The 12,827-nt window shown below is 66.1% G+C and carries 11 protein-coding genes; 4 read left to right on the top strand and 7 right to left on the bottom strand.

Going from position 1 to position 12,827, the window contains the following annotated elements; all coding sequences use genetic code 11:
• Window positions 1-7: 7 nt before the first annotated feature.
• Together RX327_RS35880 and RX327_RS35875 are read right to left on the bottom strand one after the other, a co-directional pair.
• Window positions 8-1,390 (bottom strand): oligosaccharide flippase family protein, encoded by a 1,383-nt coding sequence (locus tag RX327_RS35880; RefSeq protein ID WP_317251402.1) that lies wholly within the window; start codon window positions 1,388-1,390, stop codon window positions 8-10.
• Window positions 1,391-1,578: 188 nt separating this feature from the next.
• Window positions 1,579-2,418 carry a protein-disulfide reductase DsbD domain-containing protein gene (locus tag RX327_RS35875; RefSeq protein ID WP_317248701.1) on the bottom strand — a complete coding sequence of 280 codons (840 nt, stop codon included), beginning with the start codon at window positions 2,416-2,418 and terminating at the stop codon, window positions 1,579-1,581.
• Between the two features lie 136 nt (window positions 2,419-2,554).
• Between RX327_RS35875 and RX327_RS35870 the strand changes: the two genes are divergently transcribed.
• Window positions 2,555-3,214 (top strand): YqgE/AlgH family protein, encoded by a 660-nt coding sequence (locus RX327_RS35870; protein ID WP_317251401.1) that lies wholly within the window; start codon window positions 2,555-2,557, stop codon window positions 3,212-3,214.
• 400 nt (window positions 3,215-3,614) lie between these two features.
• Here the strand turns inward: RX327_RS35870 and RX327_RS35865 are convergent, their stop codons facing one another.
• Together RX327_RS35865 and RX327_RS35860 are read right to left on the bottom strand one after the other, a co-directional pair.
• Window positions 3,615-4,502: a TauD/TfdA family dioxygenase gene (locus RX327_RS35865; RefSeq protein ID WP_317248700.1), complete on the bottom strand. Its 888-nt coding sequence runs from the start codon at window positions 4,500-4,502 to the stop codon at window positions 3,615-3,617.
• A gap of 101 nt (window positions 4,503-4,603) precedes the next feature.
• Complete coding sequence (locus RX327_RS35860; protein ID WP_317248699.1) at window positions 4,604-5,383, bottom strand: SDR family NAD(P)-dependent oxidoreductase; 780 nt, start codon at window positions 5,381-5,383, stop codon at window positions 4,604-4,606.
• Window positions 5,384-5,564: 181 nt separating this feature from the next.
• Here RX327_RS35860 and RX327_RS35855 point away from each other — a divergent pair, with 181 nt between their 5' ends.
• The gene (locus RX327_RS35855) at window positions 5,565-6,299 is read left to right on the top strand and encodes an SDR family oxidoreductase (RefSeq protein ID WP_317251400.1); all 735 of its coding nucleotides are present in this window, start codon (window positions 5,565-5,567) and stop codon (window positions 6,297-6,299) included.
• A gap of 59 nt (window positions 6,300-6,358) precedes the next feature.
• Entirely contained in the window at window positions 6,359-6,733 is a 375-nt protein-coding gene (locus RX327_RS35850) for a CsbD family protein (protein ID WP_317248698.1), read from the top strand.
• Window positions 6,734-6,896: 163 nt separating this feature from the next.
• Here RX327_RS35850 and RX327_RS35845 read toward each other — a convergent pair whose 3' ends face one another.
• Window positions 6,897-8,618 carry an SGNH family hydrolase gene (locus RX327_RS35845; RefSeq protein WP_317248697.1) on the bottom strand — a complete coding sequence of 574 codons (1,722 nt, stop codon included), beginning with the start codon at window positions 8,616-8,618 and terminating at the stop codon, window positions 6,897-6,899.
• Window positions 8,619-8,928: 310 nt separating this feature from the next.
• Window positions 8,929-10,308, bottom strand: a complete 1,380-nt coding sequence (locus RX327_RS35840; protein WP_317248696.1) for a lytic murein transglycosylase — start codon at window positions 10,306-10,308, stop codon at window positions 8,929-8,931.
• A gap of 223 nt (window positions 10,309-10,531) precedes the next feature.
• On the opposite strand from RX327_RS35840, the gene RX327_RS35835 reads away from it, so the two are divergent.
• A complete protein-coding gene (locus tag RX327_RS35835) occupies window positions 10,532-11,407 on the top strand; it encodes a UTP--glucose-1-phosphate uridylyltransferase (protein WP_317248695.1) in 876 nt (291 codons plus the stop codon).
• A gap of 367 nt (window positions 11,408-11,774) precedes the next feature.
• Here RX327_RS35835 and RX327_RS35830 read toward each other — a convergent pair whose 3' ends face one another.
• Window positions 11,775-12,731: a hydrogen peroxide-inducible genes activator gene (locus RX327_RS35830; protein ID WP_317248694.1), complete on the bottom strand. Its 957-nt coding sequence runs from the start codon at window positions 12,729-12,731 to the stop codon at window positions 11,775-11,777.
• Window positions 12,732-12,827: the final 96 nt, after the last annotated feature.

Raw genomic sequence — 12,827 nt, 5'->3', positions numbered from 1 at the left:
CGCAATCCTATGACGCCGGCCGCCGCTTGCCGAATGCCAGCACGTGCAGGCCGAGGCGCGAGCGCACGACATAGAACAAGAGGATCGTCTCGAAGGTCAGCGACAGCGAGGTCGAGGCCGCGGCGCCCATGCCGCCGTAGCGCGGGACGAGGGCGATGCAGAGCCCGACATTCATCAGGAACGACACCGCATAGGCGGTCGCGCAGATCTTCTGCTGACCGAGCATGTTGAGCAGCCGCTCCACCGGCCCGATCGCGGAGCGCACCACGAGCCCGATCGCGGCGACGAACATGATGTCGTAGCCGACCACGAACTGCGGCCCGAACAGCCAGAGCAATGGCTTGCCAAGCGCCAGCAGCACGATTGTCGCGGCCAGCGACGGCCAGAACGTCCAGTTGATGGCGTGCGCCACATAGGCCGAAAGGCGCGCCTTGTCGCCGAGCGCATTGTATTCCGCGAAGCGATGCGCCGTCGTTGCCGACATCGCGTAGTGGATGAACGAGACCAGCGCCAGCGTCTTCACCACGGCGAAATAGACCCCGACCTCGTCCGAGGGACGGAATTGCTGCAGCACCAGCACGTCGGTGTAGGAGAGCAGCAGGTAGAAACTCTCGACCAGCAGGATCGGTAGTGAGACGGCGAGCCAGCCCCTGACGTCGTAGGCCTTCTCGCCCACCCCGAGATGGGCGGTGAGGCGGCGGTTGAGCACGACCATCTGGCCGATCGCCGCGATGTACACCGCGGCCGCGCTCGCGATCATCGCCGCGGTGGCGCCGAGATTGAGGCCAAGCGCCAGCGCGCCGGCGGTCAGCGCGATGATCAGCGCCTGGCGGATGATGAATTGCGGCATCAGGCCGAGCTGCATCCAGTCATGCGAGCGCGCGATGCCGTCCTGGGTGTTGGCGACGACGAAAGCAGGGAGGGTCATGCAGCCGATATAGAGCGGCACCACCGCGTTGGGATCGATCCAGGGCGAGGCGAGGTGGATTACGCCGGCCAGCAGCAGCGCGACCACGCTGGACGTCGCAAGCACCACCCAGCGGCCGCCTGAGAGGAAGCCGCGCAGCGCCGCGAGGTCGCCGCGCGTGCGGTACTCCGGGATGATCTTCTGCGCGGAGGCGGAGATGCCGAAATCCATCATGCTGCCGAGCAGCAGAACCCAGGTCCAGACATAGACATAGACGCCGTAGTCGGATGTGCCCATCCAGCGCGCAAGCAGAACCTGCGAGACATAGGCGAGCCCCGCGCTGATCACGCGGATGACGAAGATGGTGCCGGCGAGCCGCTTGGTGACCGACGCCTCCTTGGTGCCGCCGAGCGCGCGCGCGGCGAGGCTACGCAGGCGTGCGGCCCGGCCCGATGGCGCAGAGGTTGCGGATTGTGTCTCCATCACAGCCAAGGCGGAAAATTCCTAAAGCGCCGCGTGGCGGCAATGGCCTCCGATCTATCAACGAAACGTTAAGATTGGGTTGGGTGACGCACCCCTTCGGGGTCGTCCCGGGGCGATGCGAAGCATCGAACCCGGGATCTCGAGATTCCGGGTTCGATGCGTTGCATCGCCCCGGAATGACCTACGGCTCAATTCAAATTGATATTGAATTCGTAGCTTTTGTCGCCGCCGACCAGCGTCAGCTTCAGCGCGGCGCCGTCGGCCTTGGCGCCGGGCGGCAGGCCGTCGAGCTCGAAAGAAAAGCGCTTCACGCCCGGCGGCGCCTGCGCAACGAGCTTGGGCACCGGCAGCGCCCAGTCGGGCGTCGGCCCCTCGACGAACAGGCTGAGGTCCTTGCTCTCGGGCGCGGCGACATCGACCAGCACGTTGTTCTTGCCGTCGCGCTTGACGTCGCGGATCGAAAACGGGATCGGGTCGCCGATATTGGCGGGCTTCGGCACCGCGTTGAGTGCTTCCGACAGCGCGGCGTCCTCGGTCGATGCGACGCTCGCGAACGCCAGCTCGGCCTTCGCCTCCACCGGCACGCACAGCTTCTCGCACACCGCGTAGTTGATGTCGGCGCGCAGCACCAGCGGCTTGTCGGGATTCTTCGCCACGATGCGCAGCGGCAGCACCACCTGGTGCTTGTAGCCGAGCGAGGTGCCGCCGGCGCCGTCGTCGAATTGCCGCGGCGCCGGCCACATCACGGTGACCGCCTCGACGTTATCCGACCTGGAGAAGTCGAACCGCGGTGGAACGCCGGAATCGCCGGGTGTGCGCCAGTAGGTCTTCCAGCCGGGCTCGAGCTGGAACGCGATACCGCCAAGCAGGACCGCGCCGCTGCGCGATCCCGCCAACAACCGCACCGCGGAATGCGTGTCCTGTTGCCACGGCGAGGCGTCGTCGGCGCGGACCTCCGTTGCCATACATGCGACGGAAAACAGGGTGGCAACGCCAAATGCGGCACGCAAGGGAACTATGACGATCATGAGACGTCTTTACCTGTAACTTTCGGTGCAAACCATTGAATTGCTTGTGATGCATCGCCGCACGGCGGTCGATGGTTGATTGACAGAACCGCCACCCGATATCAGGATGCCAAATCAGCAGGAAAGGCCTTTGCGGATGCGCCCTGAAGGCAAAACAGGCAAGACTCGCAAGACCACCGCCGGCAGAAACCCGGCCGTCGGCGCCCATGCCGCCGAAGGTGGCTATCTCGACGGCCAGATGCTGATCGCGATGCCTGTCATGAACGACCCGCGCTTCGAACGCTCCGTGATCTACATGTGCGCGCATTCCTCCGAGGGCGCGATGGGTATCATCGTCAACCGTCCCGCCGGCAGCATCGATTTTCCCGGGCTGCTGGTGCAGCTCGACATCATCGAGAAGTCGGACCAGATCAAGCTGCCGGAGAATGCCGAAAGCATGAAGGTGCTGCGGGGCGGACCGGTCGACACCGGCCGCGGCTTCGTGCTGCATTCCAGCGACTTCTACATCGAGAATGCGACGCTGCGGATCGATGATGGGGTCTGCCTCACCGCGACCGTCGATATCCTGCGCGCGATCGCCAACGGCTCCGGCCCCAAGCACGCCATCCTCGCGCTCGGCTATGCCGGCTGGGCGCCGGGACAGCTCGAGACCGAGATCCAGAGCAACGGCTGGCTGCATTGCGATGCGGATGCGGATCTGATCTTCGGCGACGACGTCGACGACAAGTACGCGCGAGCCTTGCGCAAGATCGGCATCGATCCCGGCATGCTCTCGAACGAGGCCGGGCACGCGTAGCCTGTCGCTGAGGTCGTCGACGATCCGTCCACATTCACGGTGTCGTCCCTGCGAAAGCAGGGACCCATAACCACCGTATGCAATGCGGCACCGCGCTGGGGCCCACAGCGTCGCGCAACAACGGCGCTGCGTGGTTATGGGTCCCGGGTCGCGCTTACGCTTGCCCTGGGCGACAGCGGTGGTTTGGGTTACTGCGCCTGCTCCAGGAGGTGTCGTCCCTGCGATAGCAGGGACCCATAACCACCGCATGCAATTGCGGCACCGCGCTGGGGCCACAGCGTCGTGCAACAACAGCGCCCTGTGGTCATGGGTCCCGGGTCTGCGCTTACGCTTGCCCGGGACGACAGCTGTGGGTTCGACTACGACAGCGGTGGTTTGGCTACGACAGCCTTCGCGACCGCTACTCCGCCGCTTCCTGCGCCACCGTCGGCTCGGTTCCCGCCACCGTTGCCCTGCGCATGTCGCGAGGCTGCGACTGGTCGTAGCGGCGGACGCGGTGCATGGTCTGGCGGTTGTCCCACATCACGAGGTCATGCAGCTTCCATTTATGCACGTAGACGAATTCCGGCTGCGTCGCGTGCTCGTTCAGGTCGCGCAGCAGCAGCCGGCCCTCCGGCACGCTCATGCCCACGACCTTGCCGGCATGCGATGAGAGATACAGCGACTTGCGGCGATGGACGGGATGGGTCCGCACCAGCCGTTGCAGCACCGGCTTGAACATCTCCTTCTCCTCGTCGGTGTACTCCGTGAAGCCGAGCGATCCCCGCGAATACATCAGCGAGTGCTCGCAGACGAGGTCCTCGATCTCCGCCTTCGTCTCGTCGTCGAGCGCGTCATAGGCCGCGCGCATGTCGGCGAATTCGGTGTTGCCGCCCTTCGGGTTCACCACGCGCGCCGACAAAAGCGAGAATTTTGCCGGGATGGGACGGAACGAGCTGTCGGAGTGCCAGAGGCAGTTGCCGAGATTGAACAGATGCGCGCGGCTGTCCTTCGCAAGCGGCTTGCCGTCCTTGCCGAGATTGGAGACGTCGTTCAGGCCGGATTGCAGCCGGTAGTCCTTCTCCTTGGTCACGGTGCCGCCGCGCGCGTCCTCGCGCTGGCCGAAATTCAGCGCGAAAGCCATCTGCTGCTCGTCGGTGATGTCCTGGTCGTGGAACACCAGGACCGCATATTTGTCCATGGCCGCCTCGATGTCGATCGCTTCCTGCTTCGTCAGCGGCTTGCGCAGATCGACGCCGGAAACCTCGCCGACGAAATGCTTGTGAAGCTGCCGGATCAGGACCGTCATTGGCGTATCTCCCCGTCTGTCGCGGGCGGTTTTCCCGCTTCGTTTGACGAGAAGGCTACTCGCCGCGCGCGCGCTGTCAACGCTCGCGGGCCGTGCGCGGGTCAGGCATTGCGGGCCATCAGCCCGCCATCGACCGGAATCACCGCGCCGGTGAGGAACGATGCCGCCGGCAGGCACAGGCTCAGCGTCATGTGCGCGACCTCTTCAGGATCGCCATAGCGGCCGAGTGCGGTGCGGCGCTTGGCGTAGATGGTCTTGTGCTCCTCGGAGATGCGGTCGGTGATGGCGGTGCGGATCGGTCCGGGGCAGATGCAGTTGACGGTGATGCCCTCGCGGCCGAGCTCCACCGCCAGCGAGCGGGTGAGGCTGGCAACGCCGCCCTTCGCTGCCGAATACGGGCTGTGCAATGCGGTGGCCCCGAGCGCTTCGGTCGAGGCGATGTTGACGATGCGCGGGCTCTTCGACTTGCGCAGGTGCGGCAGCGCAGCACGGATGATGCGCGGATGCGCCGTCAGCATCACGGCGATGCCCCTGGCCCAGGCGTCCTCATAGGCCTCGTCGTCGATCGCGACACGCACGGAGATGCCGGCATTGTTGACGACGATGTCGATTGCCCCGAAATGCGCGGCGACATCGTTGACGACCTTGGTGATGGCGTCGCGATCGCTGACGTCGAGCGTCCAGGCCTTCGCCGAGCCGCCGCCTGACGAAATCTCCTTCGCCACCGTCTGCGTGCCTTCTTCGGTGAGGTCGGTGACCGCAACATTGGCGCCTTCATCGGCAAACACCCGCGCGGTGGCGCGGCCCATGCCGCTGGCGGCGCCGGTGACGAGAACGGTGAGGCCCTTCACCGAACGGCTGAGCTGCTTGTATTCGGACATGACGGACCCCCCGTTGATTTTTTGCGTTGTGAGAGACGGCAACGCTGGCACCGATCGCAAGATACGTCAAACCACTGATCCCATATCGGCATGCGCGCAGCGCGTTAACGCAAGTTTCCCGGTTGGCTTTTCGAGAAGGATCATGCTCAATCAAGACAACAGCACGAGAGAGGAACGCGCGATGAACGAGCTCGATTTCGGCGGCAAGCAGATATTGGTGGTCGGCGGCTCCAGCGGCATCGGCAACGGCATCGCGCAGGCGTTCCGCGCCAAGGGCGCGCGCGTCGCGATCTGCGGCACCCGCGCGCAGGCGAGCGACTATTCGACCGAGGAAGGCTCGCATCTCGAGGGCCTCGCCTACGCGCAGCTCGATGTCAGCAACCCGCAAGCGATCGAGGCGTTCAAGCCGTCCTTCGACAGGCTCGACATACTCGTGCTCGCGCAGGGCGCGGTGCTCTATCGCCGCGGCGAGTTCGAGATGGCCGGCTTTCGCAAGGTGGTCGAGGTCAACCTGATGAGCCTGATGGCCTGCGCGACCAAATTCCAGGCGATGCTGAGCGAGAGCAAGGGCTCGCTGATCATCGTGTCCTCGACAGCGGCCTATCATTCCACCATGGGCAATCCCGCCTACAATGCGTCGAAGACCGGCGCGGTCGGATTGACGCGGACGCTGGGCGAGGCGTGGGCCGAGGACGGCATCCGCGTCAACGGCATTGCACCCGGCCTCGTCGACACCAAGATGACGAAGGTGACGACCGACAATCCGAAGCGGCTCGAAGGCGCGCTCGCGCGCATCCCGCTGCGGCGATTGGGCACGCCGGCCGACATGGCGGGCGCGGCGCTGTTCCTGGCTTCGCCGCTGTCGTCCTACATCATCGGCCAGACGATCGTCGTCGACGGTGGGCTGATCCTGTAACCGCAGGAACCTGCGCGCCGTTTCCCGGTTAGCTCCCGGACAGATCAGGGAGCGTGACGATGGACAAGGATCGGATTTTCGGAACGGCGAAGGAGTTCGCGGGCAAGGCCGAAGGCGCTGTGGGCGACGCGACCGGCGATGCGCAGACCCAGGCCTCGGGCCGCGCGCGTGAAGCCGCGGGCTCGGTGCAGGATCTCTACGGCCAGGCCAAGGATGCCGCGCGCGACGCCGCCGACACTGCGGTCAACTACGCCAAGGACGCCTATGAGCATCGCGGCGAGACCGTTCGCAGCGGACAGAAGGCGATGGCGCATGAGGTGCAGGACAACCCGCTCGGTGCGCTGCTGGTCGCCGGCGGCATCGGCTTCGCGCTCGCACTCCTGATGTCGCGACCCGCGCGCCGCCCGCCGCCGCGCTGGCGCTATTACGGTTGAGCCATACGATGAAATCGCAGGGCGGGTTGGCGATAGCGTAACCCGCCCTCTCGCCGTGCGAGACGCCGCGCAAGACACGGCGGGTTACGGCTTCGCCTGACCCGCCGTGCAAGTTTCCCGCAAATTTCCAGCCATCAGCTAGCTTGTCGCGCGTGCGCGCCGCCTACTGCCACGGATTCCCCGGCACTGCGGCCCGCTGTCCGACACCGCGCGGCGGGCGCGGCGGCGGAGCGACCAGCGGGCGCTGCTGCGGCGCGCCGAACCCGAACAGATCGCGCAGCCAGGGCTGTGTCTGCGGCTGCTGTTGTTGCGGCTGGGCCTGGGTCTGGGCCGGACGGAACGCGCGCCTTGGCGGCTTCGGCGCGGTGATGATCGAGCCGTCGGGCGCGATCGCCGTGGTCGAGGGCGGCGGATTGGCCGGCCCGCCCGCCGGCGCGGCCGGCGTGGTCGCGGCAACCGGCACATCGCCTTTGGCTTGCTCGCGGCCCATCTCGCGGCGCGGCCAGACGAAATCATCGGCGCGGCCGGCGGGCGGCGCCAGCGCCTCGCCCTTCACCAGCGTGCGCGCGGCGAGCGCATCGACGGCGGCGGGCCGCGAGCCCGGTCCGCCGAGCAATTGATCGGTGCCGACCGTGGAGGCGACCAGCGGCAGCACCGGCCCCGCCAGCGGCCGCGGTGCGGGCTTGCCCGGCTCGGCGCTGGTATCGGGGGTGGCGGGCTCGCTCGGCAGCGCGATCGGGCCGGAGCGTGCCGCGAGCAGGCGCGTGATCTCGCGCTCGACATAATGCGCGAGCTTGCGCGCGCCGGCCTTGGTGAAATAGACGCCATCGGAGCTGCGGAGCTGACGGATCTGACCTTCGAAGTCCGGGCCCTTCTGGAGGAAGCGGCCGGCCTCGTCGACGAAGCCGTCCCACACGTCGACATAGGTGATGCCGGCCTTGGCCGCGCCCTCACGGTACAGCGAATCCAGGAACAGCGTGTCCGCGGTGCCCTTCGTTCCGCGAACAGCGGGCAGGCCGACCCAGAGCACCGGCACGCCCTTGGCCTTGAGGATGTTGGCGAGCTCCTCGATCTTCTTGCCGTAGAGCTCGACCCAGCGGTCGTCGCGGAATTCGTAGAGGCCGTTCGGGTTGCGCGCGGTCTTCTCCGGCGCGGCCGGCTGATCGTTATCGGCGTCGTCGGCCGGCAACTCGGGATCGGCGGGCTTGGCCTCAGCCTTGCCGTCATTCTTGGCGGCGGCATCGGGCTTGTCGCCGGGCTTGGCCTCCGGCTTGCCGCGCGCGTCCTTCTTCTCGTCCTTCTTGTCGACCTTCTTCTCCACGACAGATTCGCGGATCGCGGTGCGATCGTTGAGGCCGAGCATCACGACGATGGCGTCGGGGTTCTCGGTGGCGAGAATGCCCTTCGCGGCCGCGGCCCAATCCGCCGGGTCGCCCTTGGGCTGATAGCGGATCAGGCCGGAGACCGTCTTGTGCTTGCGGATCACGCCCATGTCGGGCTGCTCGCTGTAGGCGTCTTCCAGGCCGTAGGCGAGCCAGTCGGCCATGGCATCGCCGATCACCAGCACGTTGCGCTCGGCGGCGGCCTCGCGCTTGGCCGGTGCCGGAGCGCGCGAGAAATCCTCGCGCGGCCGCTGCGGCTGCGATGATTGGGGTTGCTGCTGCTGGAACGGCGCGAAGAAATCGCCGCCGAACCAGCCGCCACCGCCGTGCTGCGGCGGAGCGCGGCGCTGTGGTTGCGGCGGTCCGCCGCCGAAGCCGGGAAAGCCGAAGAATTGCGCCGAGGCGGGCTGGGCGATGCCGATCAACAGCGCAAGCGTAACCGTCAGCGCGACCAGCGGACCGGCTTCGGTGAATATGCGCAAAAAGGACTTTGGCTCTCGCATCGCGTTCGGTCGCAAATGATCTGGAAGTACGTGAGCATACTAGCGGAATCGGGCCGCAAGCGGGCAGCTTTTCCACCATAAATCGGGTGCCTCCGGCCGCCGTCAAGGTCGGCGGCAAATATCGGATTTCACGGTTACTTTCGGGGTGGAGGGGGGCGAATGTCGCCCCGACGGAACCGTGTCGCTTGCGGGGGAGGGAGAGCCGTAGCCTGGATGGAGCGAAGCGTAATCCGGGACCAGACCAGCCGCACGGCGAGAACCCCCGGATTTCGCTGCGCTCCATCCGGGCTACGGGGCAGCCGGTTCAGCCCTACCGCCCCCTGAGCCGCTCCAGCACCTCGGCGGTGGCAAAACCGTCGGCGGGGACCCCGATCGAGGCCTGGAAGTTGCGCAGGGCTTCCCGGGTCTGGCCGCCGAACTGGCCGTCCGGGGTGCCCTTGTAGAAGCCGCGCTGGGCCAGCAGCTGCTGCAGTTCCAGCCGCTCGGTGCGCGCCAGCTCGCGCTCCTGTCGCGGCCAGGGCTGCACGAAGGGCTGCCCCCCGCGCAAGCGATCGGCGAAATGGCCGATCGCCAGCGCATAGGCCTCGGCCGGGTTGTACTTCATGATGACGCGGTAGTTCTGCAGCATCAGGAAGCCCGGTCCTTGCGCGCCGGCCGGCGCCAGCAGATAGGCTTTGTCGGACGGCCGCGGGAACGGCTGGCCGCCCGGCCGCTTGACGCCGAGATGTTCCCACTGCGACAGCGTCATCCCCTTGGCGCGGTCGGCCAGCATGTAGTTGAAGCCCTGGGGCACCACGACCTCGTAGCCCCAGGTCTGGCCGGACTGCCAGCCGTCCTTCTTCAGGTTGTTGGCGGTGGAGGCGATCAGGTCGGTGGGATTGTCGACGACGTCGCGCCTGCCGTCACCGTCGCCGTCGACGGCGAAGCGCTTGAAGGCGGTCGGCATGAACTGGGTCGGGCCGAAGGCGCCGGCCCAGGAGCCGCGCAGCTGCTCAGGCCTGAGATCGCCGCGGTTGAGGATCTCCAGCGCGGAGAGGAACTCGTCCTTGAAATAGGCCTGGCGGCGGCCGATGCAGGCGAGCGTCGCGGTCGATTGCAGCACGCTGCGGTCGCCCATCTGCGTCGAGTAGTTGGACTCGATGCCCCAGATCGAGGCGATGATGTAGCGGTCGACGCCGGTGGCCCTTTCGGTGGCGTCGAACTGCGCCTTGTACTTGGCGAGAATTTCGCGGCCCTTGGCGAGGCGGTTGTCGTTCACCAGGATGTCGAGATAGTCCCAGATCGACTTGGTGAACTCCGGCTGCGAGTCCATGAGGTCCATGATGCGCAGGTCGGGGCCAAGGCCTGCGGTGAAGCGCTGAAAATTCTCCTGCGTGATGCCGCGCCGTGCGGCATCGGGCCACATCGCGGCGACGCAGTTCGGGAAGTCCGACGCGGCCTGGCGGATCGCCGCCGCGGTCATCAGCGGATGGCCGGAGGCGCCGTCTTCACCGCTCCACGGCGGTGCCGCGCCGTCCTGTCCGGTTGCGGCCTGCGGCGGCGTCGCGTTCGGTCCGGAAAAGATGCTGTCGATCAGGTTGGTCAGGCCGTTGCCCGCCGACTGGGCTTGCGTGCTGCCGGGCAGCAGCAGGGCCAGCGCGATCAGGCTCGCGCCGAAAAGCTTGGTCCTTGATGTTCCCACCGCGCGCATTTGTCGTGTGCCTGTCAAAATCGTGCTGTTCCAGAAGGCCCCGGCACGGTTTCCAATAACTTAACAAGGGCGAGATTTTGTTGCGGCCCGCATTGGCTGACGGGAACGGCGGAATTAAGCCGCACCACACATCCGCCTTTGTTGGCGGCTGCAAAACGGGGTACCAAAGGCATGATTCATTTCGTGCCGCCGTCCCACCCATTTCAAGGCTTCCGATAATCCCATGAAGATCCGCAAAGCTGTATTCCCCGTTGCCGGCCTCGGCACCCGCGTCCTGCCTGCCACCAAGGCGATGCCGAAGGAAATGCTGACCATCGTCGACAAGCCGCTGATCCAGTACGTCTATGACGAGGCGAAGGAAGCCGGCATAGAGCACTTCATCTTCGTCACCGGCCGCAACAAAAGTGTCATCGAGGATCATTTCGACCGCATGTTCGAGCTCGACACGACGCTGGCCGCGCGCGGCAAGAAGGCCGAGCAGGACATCCTGGCGCAGAACCAGCCGGAAGCCGGCGCCGTCAGCTTCACCCGGCAGCAGGCGCCGCTCGGCCTCGGCCACGCTGTCTGGTGCGCGCGCGACATCGTCGGCAACGAGCCGTTTGCCGTGGTGCTGCCGGACGAGCTCGTGCTCAACACGCCCGGCTGCCTGAAGCAGATGATCGACGCCGCGAGCAGGCTTGGTGACAAGTCGAACCTGATCGCGGTCGAGGCGGTGCCCGATCACCTGACCCACCAATACGGCATCTGCGGTGTCGGCAAGCGCAACGGCAAGATGTTCGAGGTCGACGGCATGGTCGAGAAGCCGGCCAAGGGCACCGCGCCCTCCAATCTCTCGATCACCGGCCGCTACATCCTTCAGCCCGAGATCTTCAAGATCCTGGAGACCCAGGAGCGCGGCGCCGGCGGCGAGATCCAGCTCACCGACGCCATGATCGGGCTCGCCAGGACGCAGAAGTTCTACGGCGTCGAGTTCGAGGGCGAGCGCCATGATTGCGGCTCCAAGCCGGGCTTCCTGCGTGCCAACATCGCCTACGGCATGAAGCGCCCGGAACTGCGCGACGGGCTGATCGCCGAGATGAAGAAGTATCTGGGGAAGTAGGGGGCGCGTCTTTCGCCGTGCTACGCGCGCCGGAACGGCAGTTTCGTAGGGCGGATTAGCGCTGCGTAATCCGCCGTCACGTGTCACCGCAGCGTGCGCCGGATTACGCCTTCGGTAATCCGGGCTACGGAATCGGACGATTCATTTCGCGAGAACGCGGATGTGTGAGTCACCGGCCGTGCAACAAACTTGCTGTCGTCCCTGCGAAAGCAGGGACCCATAACCACCAATGCCGATTGGCTCGCGCTATTGGAACGACGAGCCCCTCTCACAACACACGCCGCAGAGTATGGGTCCCTGCTTTCGCAGGGACGACACTTGTGGGTGTGGTCAGCATCGCGCGTCGACTACGCCTCAACGCGCGAGATCACGCCACCTTCCTTCGCCCCGCACGTTTCGCCGGCTCCTTGGCGCCATCCTGCTTCGGCGCGCGTAGGGCGCGGGCGGCGAGGCTGACGACTTCGGAGATCTGCTGGAGCTGCGCGGCAAGCGGAGAGGTCTTGCGCCAGACCATGCCGATGGTGCGCGAGGGCTGCGGATGTTTGAAGCGCGAGACCGTGACCGGCGCCGAGCGCGTCTCCACCGGCACCGCCATCTCCGGGATCAGCGTCACGCCGATGCCGGCGCTGACCATCTGGACCAGCGTCGAGAGCGAGTTGGCGTCCAGCATCTCGCGCGGCGGCGCCGACTGCATGTTGCAGAAGGAGAGCGCCTGGTCGCGGAAGCAGTGCCCCTCTTCCAGCAGCAGAAGCCGCATCTCGCGCATCATCTCGCCGCTCGGCACCGGCGTCTTGGCGTCCTCGCCCGGCCGCACCAGCAGGAAGTTTTCCGAGAACAGCGCGACCTCGGTCAGCGACGGTTCCGATACCGGCAGCGCCACGATCGCGGTGTCGAGCCGACCCTCGGCGACTTCCTTGATCAGCTTCGGCGTCAGCGTCTCGCGGACATGGATGTCGAGCTCGGGATGCAGTCGCGCCAGGTTCTCGATCACCTTCGGCAGCAGATATGGCGCAACGGTCGGGATCATGCCGACCCGCAGCCGCCCGGCAAGCTTGTCGCGCGAGGCGCGCGCGAAGTCGCCGAGCTCGTCGACCGAGCGCAGGATGTCGCGCACGCGGCGCAGCAGGTCCTCGCCAAACGCCGTCAGCGTCACCTGCCGTGCATTGCGTTCGATCAGCACGCCGCCGACCGCCTGTTCCATTTCGCGGATCTGCATCGACAGCGCCGGCTGCGATACCGAACAGGCCTCCGCGGCACGTCCGAAATGCCCATGGCGCGCCAGCGCATCGAAATATCTGAGTTGCCGGAGTGTGACATTTATCATCAGATTATCTTATTGCCGCGATCATTAAAGTCAATTTCACCTGATGGGTTGGGACGCGTAGAATCGTTCTTGGAAGAGCTCCAGCACATTCCAGAA

This window comes from Bradyrhizobium sp. BEA-2-5, from assembly GCF_032918025.1.
In the GTDB taxonomy this organism is placed as follows: Bacteria; Pseudomonadota; Alphaproteobacteria; order Rhizobiales; family Xanthobacteraceae; genus Bradyrhizobium; species Bradyrhizobium pachyrhizi.
Note: the sequence above shows the minus strand (reverse complement) of the source record. Positions and strands in the feature narration are given on the sequence as shown.